Here is an 18130-nt window from a genome sequence, read left to right as displayed (position 1 = left end):
GCCGTGACAATGTCTCACTCAAGGCCACTCATATTGGCCTCATCCAGCAAGTTCAGACGCATGTTGATGGAAAATGCGGGGCTGAGTTTCGAAAGCCGGGCCGCCGATATCGATGAACGTCAGATCGAGGCGGGACTGGTGGGCGCCAGCCCAGATATCGTCGCGCTGACCTTGGCAAAGGCCAAGGCGCTCGATGTCAGCAGACACTATCCTTCCGCCATCGTCATCGGGTCGGATCAGACCATGTCGCTCGATCATCGCGTTTATCACAAGCCGAAATCACGGGAAGAGGCGCGCGAAAGCCTGCTCTCTCTGTCGGACAGGACGCATAGGCTGAACAGCGCCGTCGCTCTTATGCGCGATGGCGAAACCCTTTGGGAGCATGTTGCACACGCCGATCTTACCGTCAGACCGCTCAGCGAGATATTCGTGGATCGCTATCTGGATAGGGTGGGCGAAACGGTGTTCGGAAGCGTCGGCGCCTACCAGTTGGAAGGTGAGGGCATTCAGCTCTTCTCGCGGATCAAGGGAGATTACTTCACCATTCTCGGCCTCCCCATGCTGCCGCTTCTCGACACCTTGCGCGCGATCGGAGCGATCGATGGCTGATTCACGTGAAACACTTTTGGTTAACGCTTTCGTAACGGGGTGGCCGATCAAGCACTCGCGTTCGCCGATCATCCACGGTCATTGGCTGGCTAAGTTCGGTATTGCTGGCCGCTACACACGTGAAGCGGTGGCACCTGGGGATTTTCCAGCTTTCATCAGCAAGCTCAAAGACGGATCATCGGGCTATCGCGGCGGCAATGTCACCATTCCCCACAAGGAAATGGCTTTTGCGCTCGCTGATCGTCCAGATGCGATCGCCGAAGAACTCGGTGCCGCCAACACGCTGTGGATGGAGGACGGTGTTCTTCACGCCTCGAACTCCGATGTCTACGGCTTTACCGCCAACCTCGACGAACGATCGCCTGGTTGGGGAAATGTCGATCGCGCCGTCATTCTCGGTGCCGGCGGTGCCAGCCGAGCTATCATTCAAGCCGTCAGGGATCAGGGCGTCGGAGAAATCCACGTCGTCAACCGGACGGTGGCGCGTGCGCAGGAACTTGCCGACCGGTTCGGACAAAACGTGCACGCGCATGCGATGGAAGCACTGGGCGAGGTCATGTCCGGCGCAGGTCTCTTTGTGAATACAACATCGCTCGGCATGGACGGCGCGCCGATACCGCAGTTCGACTTCTCGACCATGCTCACGAACGCAGTCGTTACCGATATCGTTTATATCCCGCTGCAAACGGACATTCTGAAACAGGCGGAGGAGCAGGGCTTCGTGACCGTGGATGGTCTCGGCATGCTTCTGCATCAGGCCGTGCCGGGTTTCGAGAAATGGTTCGGCCTCCGCCCTGTCGTCGATCAGACGCTGCGGGATCTTGTCATCGCAGATATGGATATTCACGGATGATCGTTATCGGCCTCACCGGCTCCATCGGCATGGGGAAATCCACCACCGCAGAAATGTTTGCGCAAGAGGGTATCCCGGTCAACGATGCCGACCAGGTGGTCCACGATCTCTATCACGGTGAAGCGGTCGATCCGATCGCGGAGGCGTTCCCGAATGCGGTCAGAGACGGTGTCGTCGACCGACAGGAACTGTCGCGCCAGCTTTCGGTAGCACCTGAAAAATTCAAACTGCTGGAATCCATCGTCCACCCGCTGGTGCGCAAACGCGAAGCAGAATTTCTCGATAAACACAAAAGCGCCGGCGCAGCGCTCGTCGTGCTCGACATTCCCTTGCTGTTCGAGACCGGCGGCGAGAAAAGGGTCGATTTTGTCGTCGTCGTCAGCTGCGATCCACAGGTGCAGCGCCAGAGGGTACTTGCGCGGCCCGGCATGACGGAGGAGAAGTTGTCGATGATCTTGGCGCGGCAGGTTCCGGATGCCGAAAAGCGGGCGCGTGCCGATTTCGTCATCGACACCGGCGCCGGACGGGAGACAGCCAGATCAAGCGTGCGCGAGATCATCGCCACGCTCAAAGCCGGCAGCAGGAACGGAAATACCCATGCGTGAAATCATCTTCGATACCGAAACCACCGGCCTTGAATCCAAGGCCGACCGGATTATCGAAATCGGCGGCATAGAGCTCATCAACAACTTCCCGACGGGGAGAACGTTGCACCTCTATATCAACCCGGGCGATCGCAAGGTTCATCCGGATGCGCTGGCTGTCCATGGCATTACCGATGAGTCGCTGAAGGACAAGCCGCCGTTCGCCCAGGTGGCGCAGCAGATCATCGACTTCTTCGATGGCGCCCGGTGGATCGCCCACAATGCCAATTTCGATATCGGCTTTATAAATGCCGAATTTGAACGCATAGGCCTGCCGCCGGTCCCACCGGAAAACGTGGTCGATACGCTTTCGATGGCCCGCCGAAAGCATCCGATGGGTCCTAACTCCCTCGACGCACTGTGCCGTCGCTACGGCATCGACAATGGCCATCGCACCAAGCACGGCGCGCTGCTCGACTCCGAACTCCTGGCGGAAGTCTATATCGAGATGACCGGCGGCCGGCAGGCGGCTCTTGGTCTGGTCGGTGCTGATCAGCCGAGAAATGTCATCGAGATCGAGGATGTGGTGGTCACCGCGATCGCCGCACGGCCACGCCCTCTGCCGCCGCGCATTAGCGAAGACGACATCGCCGCCCATGCCGCGATGGTCAGCGGCCTTAAGGATAAGGCCGTCTGGCTGAAATATGCAGCCGACTGATTCCTGCTGAGTCCAGACATGAAAAAAGCCCGGCTGTGACCGGGCTTTTTATATTCTATCCGTTGCTCGCTCAGCTGTTGAGCGGCTGAACCTGCGACTTGGTCTGTTCTTCGGCCATACGCTGCGAGAACATCTGACCGAAATCGATCGGATCGATCATCAGCGGCGGGAAGCCACCGTTGCGGGTCACGTCGGAAATGATCTGGCGTGCGAACGGGAAGAGAAGACGCGGGCATTCGATAAACAGAAGCGGCAGCATGTGCTCCTGCGGGAAACCGGTGATGCGGAAAACGCCGCCGTAAACCAGCTCGGCCGCAAACACGATCTTGTCGTCTTCACGGGCTTCGGCACTCAGCGACAGAACGACGTCGAAGTCGTTTTCGGAAAGCGGATTGGCGTTGACGTTGACGCTGATGTTGATCGCTGGAGCCTTGTCGCGCGACTGCAGCGAGCGTGGCGCGCCGGGGTTTTCGAACGAAAGATCCTTGGTGTACTGCGCCAGGATATTGAGCGAGGGTGCGGAAGCCTGTTCGTTATCGTCTGCCATAAAAATTCCTCAAGGCTGGAAAGGGTGGCTGAAAAGCGTTGGGGGCACTTAACATTTCGCTCCGGGGCTTACAACCCTGCGAGATCTTAGCCTTAAGGTTCGATCCGCTTATCCTTGTCCGCCCAAGGCGAGGACGGGTTCGGTTCGCGGCGATAATCGTCGTCATCGAGATCGACCACCGGGCCGGATCCAACCGGATGAACAGGCGCAGGGCCGGGGCCAGGGCCGGGACCGGCGCGAAAACCGCCCGGGCTTCTGCGATCGCCCGAATTCACGACAACCACGCGGCTGCCGATGGCCGACCAGATCAGCTTGCGGATAAAGGGCACAAGCAGCGCGAGACCAATGATGTCGGTCAGAAACCCGGGCAGCATCAGCAGGATGCCAGCCACCACGACCATCGCTCCGCTTACCAGTTCGGCTGCAGGCATCCGACCTTCGCGCCCTTCTGTCGAAAGCCGCCGCAGCATAGTCATCCCCTGGCCGCGGATCATCAATGCGCCCAGGAGGCCCGTTCCGAGGACGAGGCCAAGCGTTCCCCAGAGTCCGATCGCTCTTCCGACCAGAACAAAACCAGCGATTTCGGCCAGCGGCCAAGCCAGGAGAACAACCGGAAGAAATGGTAAGCGCATAATCATTGCCTGTATCTAATTGGCGGATATGGGTTCATCTCACGCCGTTGCTATTTGAAGATGGGCGGTAGGAGACTATATGAAAAGCTGCATAGAACTTTTAAACGACAATTGCGGGATAAAATGGGCTCGAACGACTTGATAACACTGTTTTTCCTCGTCGCAGCAGTGCTGATATTCCTGCAATTGCGCAGCGTTCTCGGCCGGCGCACGGGACATGAGAAGCCGCCGACTGAGACAGTCAGCCCTCGCGATGTTGCCCGCGGTCCCGTCGAGGACGATAGCAAGGTAGTGACGCTTCCTCGCCGCGACAATGTCGATGAGGAACAACGCAATGCCGATATCGATGCCGTCGCAAAGCCTGATACGCCGCTCAACGCATCGCTTCGTGCCCTCGTGAAGGAAGATCCGTCGTTCCGCCCGAAGGAATTCCTCAACGGCGTGCGGATGGCGTACGAGATGATCGTCATGGCTTTTGCCGACGGTGATCGGAAGACCTTGAAAGGGCTTCTCTCCAATGAAGTCTATGACGGTTTCGAAGCGGCAATCGCCGAGCGCGAGGCCAAGGGCGAGGTGATCAAGTCCACATTTGTCGGCATCGACAAATGCGACATGACACAGGTTTCGATCAAGGATGGCGAATCCCAGGTTACCGTCCGCATTGTCAGCCAGTTGATCTCCGCAACCTTCGACAAGGCCGGCACGCTGATCGACGGCGATCAGGAAACCGTAGCCGACGTCATCGACATCTGGACCTTTGCCCGCGACATCGGCTCCCGCGACCCGAACTGGAAGCTGGTCGCTACCGAATCCGAACAATGATTTCCGCGTCTCCCACCCTCTCTGACTTCCGCCTCGAGAGGGTCGACTTCGCGGATCTCCCCGGTTGGGCTGCCGACGATCCGAGCCCGCTGTATGAGGCGATGCGCGCTTGCGCGGCCCATATCCGCAACGTTAAGCCCTATCGCAAGGGTTCTCTCGGCCTTGAGGCCATGGAACTGGCGGACCTCTTCGAGCAGGCCGCACCATTTGCCGATGCCTCTGCGGCTCGCACTTTCTTCGAGCAACGCTGCACACCCTTCCGGATCCTGAAGCACAATGACGAACAAGGATTCGTCACCGCCTTCTACGAACCGGAAGTCGACGTCTCCGATGTGAGTGAAGGTCTTTTCAAATATCCCTTCTATTTCCGGCCTGACGATCTCGTCGATCTCGAGGAAAGCAATCGCCCTGCGGATCTCGACTCCGGCTACATGTTCGGCCGTCAGACGCCGGATGGTATCGTCGCTTATCCGGATCGCGGTGAAATCGATCGCGGCTGTCTCGACGGGCGGGGGCTGGAGATAGCCTTCGCACGGTCGCGGATCGACGTTTTCTTTGCCCATGTTCAGGGCGCAGCTCGGCTGGTCTATCCCGATGGCCGCGTCCGTCGCATCACCTACGCAGCAAAGGCAGGCCATCCGTTTTCGCCGATCGGCAAGCTTCTGATCGATCGTGGCGAAATCGCTCGCGAAGATATTTCCATGCAGAGCATACGGGCGTGGCTTGCCGAAGCTCTAGTGTTGAATCCGGCTAAGGTTGATGAAGTCTTATGGCACAACAAGTCCTACATCTTCTTCCGTGAGGCCGATGTCAGCGACCCTGACCTCGGTCCTATCGCTGCCGCCAAGGTGCCGCTGATCGCGGGACGCTCGCTCGCCGTGGATCGCTCCATTCACACATTCGGCTACCCCTTCTTCATCCATGCGGAACGGCTGACACATCTCGACGACGGCAAGCCGTTCGCGCGGCTGATGCTGGCGCTCGATACGGGTTCAGCCATTATTGGGCCTGCAAGGGGCGATATCTTCACCGGTTCCGGCTATCACGCAGGCGAGCTTGCCGGCACGGTGCGAAACGATGCGGATTTCTATATCCTTGTCCCAAATGCGGCCGCCGGCCGTTATGCCGGGTAGGATATGGCGCATGAAGGATCGAAAACTCAGTTCAGATGAACGCATCCTGTGGGGCAAGGTGGCGAAATCCGCCCGTGCTCTGCCTGGGCGCATGAAAGAGATCGCTGCCTTCGAAGAGGAAATGGCGGCACGACTGGCGGCAGAGGATGAAGTCTCCAAGCCCCCGGTACCGCCAACCCAGCGTGTCAGCGATGCCTTCGCGGCAGTCGCGCCGAAGGTAAAAAAGCCTGCCGGCATTCATCATCCGCTGGAAAAACCCACCCGGAAGAAGCTCGCCAAGGGTCGCCTTGCGATCGATGCGCGGCTCGATCTTCATGGTCTCTACCAGGACGCCGCCCACGATCTGCTGCTCGATTTTCTCTACAGTGCTCATGATCGCGGTCTGCGCCATGTTCTCGTCATCACCGGCAAGGGCCGCTCGGTGGGCGGCGAGGGGGTTCTGCGCCGTGCGGTGCCGCTGTGGTTCTCGAAGGCCGAATTTCGTTTCCTGATCTCGTCCTACGAATGGGCAGCCCAAAACCATGGTGGCGAGGGCGCCATGTACGTGCGGCTTTCAAAGAGCCGTGCGGATTATCGGGGATCGGTCCTGTGACGCCCTTTGGTGAAGCGCTTCGACAGCTGCGCGCCAAAAAGGGAGTTACCCAGAGGCAACTGGCAGAGGCGATCGGGGTTACGCCTGCCTATCTGTCGGCCTTGGAACATGGCAAACGGGGCCGGCCCACATTCGAGCTGCTCCAGCGTATCACCGGCTATTTCAACATCATCTGGGATGAAGCGGAAGAATTGTTTCGGGTCGCAGAAGCCTCGCGCCCGAAAGTGGTCCTCGACACGACAGGCCTGGCGCCTGCATACACCGCATTTGCCAACGCCTTGGCGGCACGGATTCGCTCTTTGCCGCCGGACGTGCTAGAGGAAATGCGAAGACTTCTGCAAAAGGCTTGAATTGCCCTGGAAATCTCTGCGCATCCACGCCTTTCCAGGCATTTTGCGAGGCACCAACCTTTAGAAACCGCCCTGAATTCCCTATATTCAAGGCGGAGACTCCGGTGATTCGCTCGCCGGTATTTTAACCAACTGGAAGAGACTGAATGACCGACACACCCGTCAGCGATCACGGCGCGAGTGCCGAATACGGTGCCGATTCCATCAAGGTTCTAAAGGGCCTGGATGCGGTGCGAAAGCGCCCAGGCATGTATATCGGCGACACAGACGACGGCTCGGGTCTGCATCACATGGTCTACGAAGTCGTCGACAACGCGATCGACGAAGCCTTGGCCGGCCATGCCGATATCGTCACGGTCACGCTCAATGCGGATGGCTCGGTCAGCGTCACCGACAACGGTCGCGGCATTCCGACGGATATCCATACCGGCGAAGGCGTCTCGGCAGCCGAGGTCATCATGACCCAGCTCCACGCCGGCGGTAAGTTCGACCAGAATTCCTACAAGGTCTCCGGCGGACTGCACGGCGTTGGCGTCTCGGTCGTCAATGCACTTTCGGTCTGGCTCAAGCTGAAGATCCGTCGCTCAGGCAAGGTTCACGAGATATCGTTCACGCACGGCGTCGCCGACGCGCCGCTGAAGGTCATCGGGGATTATGAAGGTCGCTCCGGCACGGAAGTTACCTTCCTCGCCAGCACCGAAACCTTCACTATGACCGAGTTCGATTACGGCACACTCGAGCACCGCCTTCGCGAACTCGCCTTCCTCAACTCCGGGGTTCGAATCCGGCTCACGGATCGGCGCAAGCCGGACGTGAAGGAAGAGGAAATGCTGTATGACGGCGGCCTCGAGGCTTTCGTCAAATATCTCGACCGTTCCAAGAAGCCGCTCGTCGAAAAGCCTGTCGCCATCAAGGGCGAGAAGGATGGCATGACGGTTGAAGTCGCGATGTGGTGGAATGACAGCTACCACGAGAACGTTCTCTGCTTCACCAACAACATTCCGCAGCGCGATGGAGGCACTCATATGGCGGGCTTCCGTGGTGCGCTGACTCGCCAGATCACGTCCTATGCGGACTCGTCCGGCATCATGAAAAAGGAAAAGGTTTCGCTCACGGGTGACGACTGCCGAGAAGGCCTGACCGCAGTTCTTTCCGTGAAGGTGCCGGATCCGAAGTTCTCGTCGCAGACCAAGGACAAACTCGTGTCCTCGGAAGTGCGCCCGGTTGTCGAAAGCCTCGTCAACGAAGCGCTGAGCTCCTGGCTTGAAGAACATCCGGCTGAAGCGAAGATCCTGGTCGGCAAGGTGGTGGAAGCTGCCGTTGCCCGCGAAGCGGCCCGCAAGGCTCGTGAACTCACCCGCCGCAAGGGCGTGCTCGATATCGCCTCGCTTCCCGGCAAGCTCGCCGATTGCTCCGAACGCGATCCGGCCAAGTCCGAAGTTTTCCTCGTCGAGGGTGACTCCGCCGGCGGTTCCGCCAAGCAGGGCCGTTCGCGTGATACCCAGGCTATCCTACCGCTCCGCGGCAAGATTCTGAACGTCGAGCGCGCCCGTTTCGACAAGATGCTGTCCAGCCAGGAAATCGGCACGCTGATTACCGCTCTGGGTACATCGATCGGCAAGGATGAGTTCAACGCTGATAAGCTGCGTTATCACAAGATCATCATCATGACGGACGCCGATGTCGATGGCGCCCATATCAGAACCCTGCTGCTGACCTTCTTCTTCCGTCAGATGCCGGAACTGATCGAGCGTGGCCACATCTACATTGCCCAGCCGCCGCTTTATAAGGTGACGCGAGGCAAGTCGATCCAGTACCTGAAGAACGAGCAGGCTCTGGAAGAGTATCTGATCGGCATGGGGCTGGAAGATACGACCCTGACCCTCGGCTCCGGTGAAGTCCGTGCAGGCCAGGATATGCGCGAAGTCATCCAGGATGCATTGCGCATCCGCTCGATCATCGAGGGACTGCATTCTCGCTACAACCGCTCGATCATCGAGCAGGCAGCCATTGCCGGCGCGCTTCATCCAGATCTGACGGATAACCCCGAACGGGCCCAGCAGACGGCTAACGAAGTCGCCAAGCGTCTCGATATGATCGCCGAGGAAACCGAGCGTGGCTGGTCGGGTCACGTCACCGACGAAGGCGGCATGCGCTTCGAGCGGATGGTTCGTGGCGTCAAGGAAGTCGCCGTGATCGATGTGGCCCTGATCGGCTCTGCCGATGCCCGCCATATCGACCAGATGTCGTCGCGTCTGCAGGAGATCTACAGCACGTCGCCAGTCCTCGCTCGCAAGGATAGCGAGCAGGATATTTCAGGTCCACGCGCCCTTCTCGACACGATCTTTGCGGCGGGACGCAAGGGCCTGTCCATGCAGCGCTATAAGGGACTTGGTGAAATGAATGCCGAGCAGCTGTGGGAAACAACGCTTGATCCCAACGTTCGCTCGCTGCTTCAGGTCAAGGTTCCCGATGCGACGGATGCAGACGGCCTGTTCTCGCGTTTGATGGGCGACGAGGTCGAGCCTCGGCGCGAGTTCATTCAAGAGAACGCGCTGAATGTCGCCAACCTCGATATCTAGCAATCTTTTCATCGTGCAAAAATGGCGGCCTCCCGGCCGCCGTTTTTGTTTGTCCAGCAGAAATCTGTTTCACGTGAATCTAACCTGAGGATGGACGATTCACGTGAAACAATTATTCTTCGCCGGCAAACCTTCCTTCGAAAGCGACTTCCGATACAGGCTTGCGCTGGCTTGGAACCTCACGCTCGCGCAAGTCCTCCGGCAGCGTGTCCTTGGCTGCCATGCGCCCGATCGCCGCTGCGGCTTCCACCCTGAAACCCTCAGGCAAACCAAGTTCGCCAACAGCCTTTTCCTTGTCGAACCCTTCCATGCCATGCGCATGATACCCAAGCTTCATCGCCTGGCAGATGATTGAGAACCACGCGGCGCCCGTGTCGAAAGAATGCGTATAGCCCTCACGACGTTCGCCATCCTTGGAAACGCGATAGGTTTTCGACACGAAGAAGACCAGCGCACCCGCGTTTTGTGCCCAGCGCCGATTGCCCGGAACGAGTAGATCCGCAAGTCTGGTGAAATCCTCGGTGCCATGTAACGCGTAGACAAAGCGCCAAGGCTGGCTGTTGCCGGAAGAGGGTGCCCAATGCGCGGCATCCAGAATGGTCAGCATCGTTTCCCGATCGATGGCTTCCTTCTCGAAGGCCCGCGGCGACCAGCGATCGAGAAAGAAAGCGTCGATTGGAAATTCCGAGGTCCGGCTGTTGCTGGTCGTCATAGTGTCCTCACAAGTTTGGGTCTTACCCAATCTAGGCAGTTAGGGCTGCTTTGCAATGAACCGCAGATGGCAGAAAGAGGGGTGACAATCGCGCCTCTTTTTTGCATAAACACTTGTCTGACAACTGGAGGAATAAGACCTTGAAATTGATGCGTGTAGGACCTGTGGGCCAGGAGAAGCCGGCATTGCTCGATCAGGATGGCAAGATCCGTGATCTGTCTGGCCATGTCGCGGATATCGGCGGGGAGGCGATTTCGCCCGAGGGTTTGACGAAGATTGCCGCGATCGACGCGTCGACATTGCCGGAACTGTCTGCCGATCGGATCGGCGCCTGCGTGACGGGCACCGGCAAGTTCATCTGCATCGGCCTCAACTATTCCGACCACGCGGCCGAAACCGGCGCCACCGTGCCGCCGGAACCGATCATCTTCATGAAGGCCACCTCCGCCATCGTCGGACCCAACGACGACGTCGTCATTCCGCGCACATCGGAAAAGACCGACTGGGAAGTTGAACTCGGTGTCGTGATTGGAAAGACCGCGAAATACGTGTCGGAAGCCGAGGCGCTGGAATACGTTGCCGGTTACTGCCTCACCAACGACGTCTCCGAGCGCGCCTTCCAGACAGAACGCGCGGGCCAGTGGACCAAGGGCAAGTCCTGCGACACGTTCGGACCGATTGGCCCATGGCTTGTCACCAAGGACGAGGTCGCGGATCCGCAGAACCTTGGAATGTGGCTGACGGTCAACGGCAAAAAGATGCAGAACGGCTCATCCAAGACGATGGTTTACGGCGTCGCCTTCCTCGTCTCCTATCTCAGCCAGTTCATGTCGCTGCATCCGGGAGACGTCATCTCCACGGGTACGCCTCCGGGCGTCGGCCTTGGCCTCAAGCCCCCGCGCTTCCTGAAAGCCGGCGACGTTGTCGAACTCGGCATCGATGGTCTCGGCACCCAGAAACAGACATTCGTCGCCGATATCTGATCGATCGCTGGCATCGGCAAGGCGTGCTGCAGCGAGGGAAGGGCGGTGGTAAACCGCCGCCCTTTCATAACTCCCTCCACAAGTGCTAGCCTTGCTGCATTCCGATGGCGGAACGTTTTGCCCGCCACCGCTTTGACGGATATCGGACCAGGGATGAGGAGAGCCCGATTTCATGTTCTACCAGCTCTATGAGTTGAACCATGCCGCCATGGCGCCGTTCCGGGCCGCCGCGGATGCCATGCGCTTCATGTCCGACAATCCGATGAACCCGTTCGCCCAGACAGCACTTGGCCGCTCCATGTCGGCCAGTCTCGAAGTGTTCGAGCGGATGACGCGACGCTATGAAAAGCCAAGCTTCAATCTTCCGAAAACGGTGGTCGACGGTAAGCCGGTCATGGTCACCGAAGAGATCGTCTGGGCAAAGCCCTTTTGCAATCTCCTGCATTTTCGCCGCGATCTGCCCGCCGCGCGCCCGGCCGACCAGAAGATCCTGCTCGTCGCGCCGATGTCCGGTCACTATGCCACCTTGCTGCGTGGCACGGTCGAGGCGTTGCTTCCGCATGCGGATCTCTACATCACCGACTGGATCGATGCCCGCATGGTTCCGGTCACCGAGGGCAGCTTCGATCTCGACGATTACATCGACTACCTGATCGAGATGCTGCATCAGATCGGTCCCGGCACCCACGTGGTCGGCGTCTGCCAGCCGTCGGTGCCTGTGCTTGCCGCCGTTGCGGTGATGGAAACCCGCGGTGATCGGATGGCGCCCGCCTCGATGACGCTGATGGGCGGACCGATCGATACCCGCAGTAATCCGACAGCCGTCAACAAACTTGCCGGAGATCACCCACTCGAATGGTTTCGCGACAATGTCATCATGAGCGTGCCGTTTCCGCAGCCGGGCTTCATGCGGCGCGTCTATCCGGGCTTCCTGCAGCTGTCAGGCTTCATGTCGATGAACCTTGACCGCCACGTCACCGCTCACAAGGAGTTCTACGAGCACCTCGTCAAAAACGATGGCGAGCCCGCCGAAAAACACCGCGAATTCTACGACGAATATCTCGCGGTGATGGATCTGACGGAAGAATTCTATCTGCAAACCGTCGATGCCGTCTTTATCCGTCATTCCTTGCCCAAGGGCGAGATGATGCATCGCGCGATGCCTGTCGATACGAAGGCGATCCGCTCCGTCGCTCTTTTGACGGTGGAAGGCGAAAACGACGATATTTCCGGCGTCGGCCAGACAAAGGCGGCACACACGATTTGTCCGAATATCCCGGATGACAAGCGCCAGCATTACATGCAGCCCGATGTCGGGCATTACGGCGTCTTCAACGGCTCGCGTTTCCGCAGTGAAATCGCCCCCCGCATCATCGAATTCACCCGCAAGCATGCCATTGCCGATACCAAGACTGCCAAGCCCGCATCCCGGAAGCGTAATACCAAGGGTGATTCGCCGACCTGAGAGTGGATCCGGTTCGATGCCGGTATCTGGATTTCTCCAAGGTATTTCAGCATGTTCTTGGATTTAGCGACCTGTCTTCTTGAAGGCGGGTCTGAGGCTCACCAAATCGGATATCATCGGGCTGGCATCAGGCCACTCCGCATCGAACTGAAGGGTGTAACCCATGAACCAGTCTGCATTGATTCGTCCGGAATGGACGCCGGCCACCATTGGTTTAATGGTGCTCGGTTTCGTGGTCTTCTGGCCTCTTGGCTTGGCCATGCTTGCCTATATCATCTTCGGGGATCGGCTTCGCGGCTTCAAGCGCGATGCCAATAATCGCGCCGACGAATGGGCCGGCAAGACCAGCCGATGGTTTTCCAGAAGCCGCGCCGCTGGCTACAACACGCATTTCTCGACAGGCAACGTTGCCTTCGACGATTGGCGCAAGGCCGAACTCAACCGCATGGATGAAGAACGCCGCAAGCTCGACGAAATGCGCGATGAGTTCGACAGCTATTCCCGCGAGCTTCGCCGTGCCAAAGATCAGGAAGAGTTCGATCGTTTCATGCGCGAGCGCCGTAACAGCAACGCTTCCGGCCAGAACCCGGTCGTCGACGTCTGATCGGTCAAACGGATCTTCTGGAAGCGTAACGAGCCGGCGTCCTTGCGACGCCGGCTTTTTCATGAGAACGGTTCTCTCGAATCGGCTAGAAAGGCTACATGTTCGCGCTCCTCAAAAAGCCCCTTCGCGCCCGCTCGAAACCGCTCGAAACCGTGAAGCGCACGCTTGAAGTTGGAAACCGCGCTTTGCCGCTGACGATCAAGGAAAACAGTCGCGCCACTCGTATCACGCTGCGCATCGAGCCCGGCGGCCGCGCGCTTAATCTCACTGTGCCGGCAGGCCTTCGGAAAAGCGAGATCGAGGAATTTCTCGAGCGCCATCAGGGTTGGCTGCTCACGAAGCTCTCGAAATTCTCCACCGACAATCCCATCCGCTCAGGCGGCTTCGTGCCGATTCGCGGCGTTCAGCACCGCATCGACCATACCGGAACGCTTCGCGGCCTGACGGAAATCGCCATGGTCGATGGCGTGCCGGTGGTAAGGGTAAGCGGGCTGGAGGATCATCTCGGCCGTCGGGTCGCGACATTTCTGAAAAAAGAAGCACGTCGAGATATGGAGCTGCTGGCCTTTCGCCATGCCGCATCGATCCGCAAGCCGGTCGCATCAGTCACGCTGAAAGACACGAGAAGCCGGTGGGGATCCTGTTCCTGGGATGGAAATCTGAGCTTTTCCTGGCGCATCGTCATGGCGCCGCCGCTGGTGATCGATTACCTCGCAGCCCACGAAGTGGCGCATCTGAAGGAGATGAACCACGGGCCAAAGTTCTGGGCTCTCTGCCACCAGCTTTGCCCGAGGATGGAAGAGGCGCGCAAATGGCTGAAGCAGAATGGCTCGCAGCTTCACGCGCTGGATTTCAGCTGAAGCCCAGCTAAAACAAACGGAAACTGGACGAAGAGATCAAGGTGTAGCTGTGCGAGCCGGGAACTGACGCGGAGTCGGCGCGACCATTACCATGTCGCCGGCTGTGTCGGTCTTGGCACCCGCCGGGCGCCGTTTCGGCAGAGGCCCGCTATTGGGCAAGGCTTCAGTCGAAAGAATGGCGGCACTTGCCGCATCCATGCCAGCGCCGGCCTGGTAGGCCTGCATCATGCTGGGCGAATGGGAAACAGGCTGCACTGTTGCGACAGCGGCGGAAGATGTGTCGGCAACCGTTGTGACCGAGGCAACGCCCGGCAAGGGCTGCTGCGTTGCTGCGGACGCAACCGCAACGGGGCTTGGTGTCTGTTCACGAACAGGCTCGGCCCGTGCGATCATGCTCATCGCTCCCGGCGTTGGTACGATCGTCCCTTCAGCCATCATGACATAGGCCCCGGCAGGCTTCGGCTCTGGCGTCTGCAAGTTGCCGTCCTCGTCGCGCTTTTCGTAAAACACGTTGCCGCCGGCATCAGCCACGTAATGCATGTTCTTGTAGGGGAAGCGCAGGCCCTTCGTGTGGAAGAACATCGCTTCCTTCACATCGGGGTGGCGCTTGCCCTTCAGCACGGCTTCCGCTGCTTCATTCAGCTGCGGCGCAGTGTTTTCGTCCATCTTGCGGGTCATCACCCCCGGCGCGAACTGCTTTTCCTGCCCCACGACACCACAGATCGTCTCAGGGTAAAGACCTGAGGTCAGGCGGTTCATGATGACGCTGCCGACAGCCATGAAACCATCGGGGCTGCTGCGCCTTGATTCGAAATACATCGCGCGCTTGAGGCATTCGCGGTCGCTGGACGAATAGGTGTAGACCTGCTTTGCCGAACCCATATTGACTTGGGCAGTTCGTGTCTTCGAAGACTTGGAATTGAGCGACGCAGTCGTCTGAGTGCAGGCTGAAAGAGCGCTCACCGCGGCAAGGCACATTGCAGCGCGCACAAAGTTCGCACCTCTTGCCGCCATGACTACCCCCTGCGAAAACATTTCAAGAAACAATTTGCTGTGGAATAAGTTACTGGCAAAACCCTAATAAATCAAACCTGAATCGAGAACGTCTATTTTCCCGGAAAAACCTGCTCTTTTGCCAGAGGTTCTGGTTGTGATGATGTCGGCGAGCATGTCCTTGCGCGTGCAGGATCGTGGTGGAGAACCGAATCACACCCCGGAAGATTGCCTGAGGTCTGCAGAAGAGGAGTCCGTGCCGAACTGTCACGCCACCAAACCGCTGAAGGGCTCGACTCCGGGCGCGTTTCGTGCCAATCCGCGCACATGAAACCGGATATCAAGATCTGCGGCCTCAAGACTGAAGAAGCGGTCGATCGTGCGGTGACGCGCGGCGCAACCCATATCGGCTTTATCTTCTTCCCCAAGAGCCCGCGTAACATCGCGCCCGAGATCGCCGGAGACCTGGCGGACCGGGTGCGTGGCAGAGCTAAGATCGTTGCGGTCACGGTGGATGCCGATGACGAGGAACTGGACGATATCGTCTCGCTGCTTCGCCCGGACATGCTTCAGCTTCACGGTCACGAGAGCCCGGAACGGATTTTGCACGTCAAGGCGCTTTACGGTCTGCCTGTCATGAAGGCGTTTTCTGTCAAGTCCGCGGATGATCTTGCAGGGGTCGATGCCTATATAGGTGTGGCTGACCGTTTTCTGTTCGACGCGAAGGCACCGGCTGGCTCCGATCTTCCGGGCGGTAACGGCATTTCCTTCGACTGGAAGGCCATGGCGTCGCTTGACCAGAGCGTGGATTACATGCTTTCCGGGGGCCTGAACAAGGATAATGTCGCGACTGCGCTCTCATCGACGCGGGCAAGCGGCATAGATGTATCGTCCGGTGTCGAAAGCGCGCCAGGCGCCAAGGATCTGGGCATGATCGATGCGTTCTTCGATGCGGCAGACGCCGCTACGAAACGCTGAAGGAGTTGAAAGTGAACGAGACCCCAAAACTGAATTCGTTCCGTTCCGGTCCCGACGAGGACGGCCTCTTCGGTATTTTCGGCGGCCGCTTTGTCGCGGAAACCCTGATGCCCCTGATCCTGGATCTGCAGGGCGAATGGGAAAAGGCGAAGACCGATCCCGCATTTCAAAAGCAGCTCACCGATCTCGGCAAACACTATGTCGGCCGCCCCAGCCCGCTCTATTTCGCCGAGCGCATGACGGCAGAACTCGGTGGCGCCAAGATCTATTTCAAGCGCGACGAGCTCAATCATACCGGCTCCCACAAGATCAACAACTGCATTGGCCAGATCCTGCTTGCCAAGCGCATGGGCAAGACCCGCATCATCGCTGAAACCGGTGCTGGCCAGCATGGCGTCGCTTCGGCCACGGTCGCTGCCCGCTTCGGCCTGCCCTGCGTCGTCTACATGGGCGCGACAGATGTCGAGCGCCAGGCACCCAATGTCTTCCGCATGAAGCTTTTGGGCGCCGAGGTGATCCCGGTCACGTCAGGCCACGGCACGCTCAAGGATGCCATGAACGAGGCATTGCGCGACTGGGTCACCAATGTCGATGACACCTATTACATGATCGGCACCGCTGCCGGTCCGCATCCCTATCCGGAAATGGTCCGCGACTTCCAGTCGGTCATCGGTCGCGAAACCAAGGAACAGATGCTGGAAGCCGAGGGACGTCTGCCCGACATGCTGGTAGCAGCCGTTGGCGGTGGATCGAATGCGATCGGCCTATTCCATCCGTTCCTCGATGATGCCAGCGTCAGGATCGTCGGCGTCGAAGCCGGCGGCAAGGGCCTGAACGGCGAGGAGCATTGCGCCTCGCTGACGGCAGGATCGCCTGGCGTTCTGCATGGCAACCGCACCTATCTGCTGCAGGATGGCGACGGCCAGATCAAGGAAGGTCATTCGATCTCGGCCGGTCTCGATTATCCCGGCATCGGCCCGGAGCATTCCTGGCTGAAAGACATGGGACGTGTCGAATACGTCCCGATCATGGATACCGAAGCGCTAGAAGCCTTCCAGTTCCTGACGCGCACCGAGGGCATCATCCCCGCACTCGAACCCTCGCACGCACTGGCCGAAGTCATGAAGCGCGCACCAAAGATGTCCAAGGACGAAATCATCGTCATGAACCTGTGCGGTCGCGGCGACAAGGACATCTTCACTGTCGGCAAAATCCTTGGAATGGGGCTCTGAACATGACCGCACGGATGGACAAGCGTTTTGCCGATCTGAAGGCTGAAGGCCGCCCGGCACTGATCACCTATTTCATGGGCGGCGATCCCGATTTTGCCACGTCGCTGGCCATCATGAAGGCCCTGCCGGATGCCGGCGCCGACGTGATCGAACTCGGCATGCCCTTTTCCGACCCGATGGCCGATGGTCCGGCAATCCAGATGGCGGGGCAGCGCGCGCTGAAAGGCGGCCAGACACTTGCTAAGACGTTGGATCTCGCTCGCGAATTCCGCAAGAGCGATGCCGCAACGCCGATCGTCATGATGGGCTACTACAATCCGATCTATATCTACGGCGTCGACAGGTTCGTCGATGACGCGTTGGAAGCCGGTATCGACGGTCTGATCATCGTCGACCTGCCGCCGGAAATGGATGACGAACTCTGCATTCCGGCAATCGACAAGGGGCTGAACTTCATCCGGCTGACCACGCCGACCACGGACGAAAAGCGCCTTCCGACGGTTTTGCACAACACGTCGGGCTTCGTCTATTACGTTTCGATGAACGGCATTACCGGATCCGCTCTGCCGGATCTGTCGCTGATCTCGGGCGCTGTCTCCCGCATCAAGGGTCATACCGACCTGCCGGTCTGCGTCGGCTTCGGCGTCAAGACTGCCGACCATGCGCAAGCTATCGGCGCTGCGGCTGACGGTGTCGTCGTCGGCAGCGCGATCGTTGCGCAGGTTGCCGGCAGTCTCACCAAGGATGGCGCTGCGACGCCAGATACGGTATCTGCCGTTTCCACCTTCGTCCGCGGCCTGGCCACCGGTGTGCGTTCCGCCCGCCTTGTTGCCGCCGAATAACTGGCCCAGATAAGGCCTGACAAGTCCAAACTCGGAGTA

20 protein-coding genes are annotated in these 18130 nt (G+C 59.0%); 16 read left to right on the top strand and 4 right to left on the bottom strand.

Features of this window, described 5'->3' with window-relative positions; translation table 11 throughout:
* Positions 1 to 9: 9 nt before the first annotated feature.
* From ACQY1J_RS20845 to dnaQ, 4 genes are read left to right on the top strand one after another with little or no spacing between them, the layout of a single operon-like run.
* Positions 10 to 609, top strand: coding sequence for a Maf-like protein (locus ACQY1J_RS20845; protein ID WP_062577095.1), 600 nt, complete (start codon positions 10 to 12; stop codon positions 607 to 609).
* Positions 602 to 1462, top strand: a complete 861-nt coding sequence (locus tag ACQY1J_RS20840) for a shikimate dehydrogenase (protein WP_430250742.1) — start codon at positions 602 to 604, stop codon at positions 1460 to 1462. The genes ACQY1J_RS20845 and ACQY1J_RS20840 overlap by 8 nt, the downstream gene beginning before the upstream one ends.
* Positions 1459 to 2067, top strand: a complete 609-nt coding sequence (gene coaE / locus ACQY1J_RS20835) for a dephospho-CoA kinase (protein ID WP_092665186.1) — start codon at positions 1459 to 1461, stop codon at positions 2065 to 2067. The genes ACQY1J_RS20840 and coaE overlap by 4 nt, the downstream gene beginning before the upstream one ends.
* A complete protein-coding gene (gene dnaQ / locus ACQY1J_RS20830) occupies positions 2060 to 2764 on the top strand; it encodes a DNA polymerase III subunit epsilon (protein WP_092665189.1) in 705 nt (234 codons plus the stop codon). The genes coaE and dnaQ overlap by 8 nt, the downstream gene beginning before the upstream one ends.
* Before the next feature lie 70 nt (positions 2765 to 2834).
* Here dnaQ and secB read toward each other — a convergent pair whose 3' ends face one another.
* The gene (secB, locus tag ACQY1J_RS20825) at positions 2835 to 3311 is read right to left on the bottom strand and encodes a protein-export chaperone SecB (protein ID WP_062462904.1); all 477 of its coding nucleotides are present in this window, start codon (positions 3309 to 3311) and stop codon (positions 2835 to 2837) included.
* 92 nt (positions 3312 to 3403) lie between these two features.
* Positions 3404 to 3943 (bottom strand): FxsA family protein, encoded by a 540-nt coding sequence (locus ACQY1J_RS20820; RefSeq protein WP_062577198.1) that lies wholly within the window; start codon positions 3941 to 3943, stop codon positions 3404 to 3406.
* 123 nt (positions 3944 to 4066) lie between these two features.
* Between ACQY1J_RS20820 and ACQY1J_RS20815 the strand changes: the two genes are divergently transcribed.
* The 5 genes from ACQY1J_RS20815 to gyrB all read left to right on the top strand — a co-directional run bounded on the left by ACQY1J_RS20815 (position 4067) and on the right by gyrB (position 9422).
* The gene (locus ACQY1J_RS20815) at positions 4067 to 4765 is read left to right on the top strand and encodes a Tim44/TimA family putative adaptor protein (protein ID WP_062462907.1); all 699 of its coding nucleotides are present in this window, start codon (positions 4067 to 4069) and stop codon (positions 4763 to 4765) included.
* A complete protein-coding gene (mltA, locus tag ACQY1J_RS20810) occupies positions 4762 to 5898 on the top strand; it encodes a murein transglycosylase A (RefSeq protein WP_430250741.1) in 1137 nt (378 codons plus the stop codon). Before ACQY1J_RS20815 ends, mltA begins: the two co-directional genes overlap by 4 nt.
* A gap of 10 nt (positions 5899 to 5908) precedes the next feature.
* On the top strand, positions 5909 to 6490 hold the full coding sequence (locus tag ACQY1J_RS20805; RefSeq protein ID WP_082471708.1) for a Smr/MutS family protein: 582 nt from the start codon (positions 5909 to 5911) through the stop codon (positions 6488 to 6490).
* Positions 6487 to 6840, top strand: a complete 354-nt coding sequence (locus tag ACQY1J_RS20800; protein WP_092665195.1) for a helix-turn-helix domain-containing protein — start codon at positions 6487 to 6489, stop codon at positions 6838 to 6840. Before ACQY1J_RS20805 ends, ACQY1J_RS20800 begins: the two co-directional genes overlap by 4 nt.
* Positions 6841 to 6986: 146 nt before the next feature.
* Entirely contained in the window at positions 6987 to 9422 is a 2436-nt protein-coding gene (gyrB, locus tag ACQY1J_RS20795; protein WP_062577110.1) for a DNA topoisomerase (ATP-hydrolyzing) subunit B, read from the top strand.
* Positions 9423 to 9534: 112 nt separating this feature from the next.
* Here gyrB and ACQY1J_RS20790 read toward each other — a convergent pair whose 3' ends face one another.
* Positions 9535 to 10134, bottom strand: a complete 600-nt coding sequence (locus tag ACQY1J_RS20790; protein WP_430250740.1) for a nitroreductase family protein — start codon at positions 10132 to 10134, stop codon at positions 9535 to 9537.
* A gap of 140 nt (positions 10135 to 10274) precedes the next feature.
* Between ACQY1J_RS20790 and ACQY1J_RS20785 the strand changes: the two genes are divergently transcribed.
* The 4 genes from ACQY1J_RS20785 to ACQY1J_RS20770 all read left to right on the top strand — a co-directional run bounded on the left by ACQY1J_RS20785 (position 10275) and on the right by ACQY1J_RS20770 (position 14046).
* Entirely contained in the window at positions 10275 to 11117 is an 843-nt protein-coding gene (locus ACQY1J_RS20785) for a fumarylacetoacetate hydrolase family protein (protein ID WP_430250739.1), read from the top strand.
* 172 nt (positions 11118 to 11289) lie between these two features.
* Positions 11290 to 12582 (top strand): polyhydroxyalkanoate depolymerase, encoded by a 1293-nt coding sequence (locus tag ACQY1J_RS20780; protein ID WP_430250738.1) that lies wholly within the window; start codon positions 11290 to 11292, stop codon positions 12580 to 12582.
* A 163-nt stretch (positions 12583 to 12745) separates the two neighbouring features.
* Positions 12746 to 13186 carry a DUF2852 domain-containing protein gene (locus tag ACQY1J_RS20775; RefSeq protein ID WP_113109957.1) on the top strand — a complete coding sequence of 147 codons (441 nt, stop codon included), beginning with the start codon at positions 12746 to 12748 and terminating at the stop codon, positions 13184 to 13186.
* Between the two features lie 98 nt (positions 13187 to 13284).
* The gene (locus tag ACQY1J_RS20770; protein ID WP_062577118.1) at positions 13285 to 14046 is read left to right on the top strand and encodes a M48 family metallopeptidase; all 762 of its coding nucleotides are present in this window, start codon (positions 13285 to 13287) and stop codon (positions 14044 to 14046) included.
* Between the two features lie 36 nt (positions 14047 to 14082).
* Here the strand turns inward: ACQY1J_RS20770 and ACQY1J_RS20765 are convergent, their stop codons facing one another.
* Entirely contained in the window at positions 14083 to 15060 is a 978-nt protein-coding gene (locus tag ACQY1J_RS20765; RefSeq protein ID WP_430250737.1) for a cell wall hydrolase, read from the bottom strand.
* 306 nt (positions 15061 to 15366) lie between these two features.
* Here ACQY1J_RS20765 and ACQY1J_RS20760 point away from each other — a divergent pair, with 306 nt between their 5' ends.
* From ACQY1J_RS20760 to trpA, 3 genes are read left to right on the top strand one after another with little or no spacing between them, the layout of a single operon-like run.
* Positions 15367 to 16017 carry a phosphoribosylanthranilate isomerase gene (locus ACQY1J_RS20760; RefSeq protein ID WP_113167242.1) on the top strand — a complete coding sequence of 217 codons (651 nt, stop codon included), beginning with the start codon at positions 15367 to 15369 and terminating at the stop codon, positions 16015 to 16017.
* Positions 16018 to 16028: 11 nt separating this feature from the next.
* Positions 16029 to 17249 carry a tryptophan synthase subunit beta gene (gene trpB / locus ACQY1J_RS20755; protein WP_062577199.1) on the top strand — a complete coding sequence of 407 codons (1221 nt, stop codon included), beginning with the start codon at positions 16029 to 16031 and terminating at the stop codon, positions 17247 to 17249.
* Positions 17250 to 17251: 2 nt separating this feature from the next.
* Positions 17252 to 18091, top strand: coding sequence for a tryptophan synthase subunit alpha (gene trpA / locus ACQY1J_RS20750; RefSeq protein WP_430250736.1), 840 nt, complete (start codon positions 17252 to 17254; stop codon positions 18089 to 18091).
* Positions 18092 to 18130: the final 39 nt, after the last annotated feature.

Origin of the sequence: Neorhizobium sp. DAR64860/K0K1, from assembly GCF_050500205.1 — a bacterium.
GTDB classification, from domain to species: Bacteria; Pseudomonadota; Alphaproteobacteria; order Rhizobiales; family Rhizobiaceae; genus Neorhizobium; species Neorhizobium soli.
The sequence above is the reverse complement of the archived record's forward strand: the minus strand, read 5'-3'. Positions and strand labels throughout refer to the sequence as shown.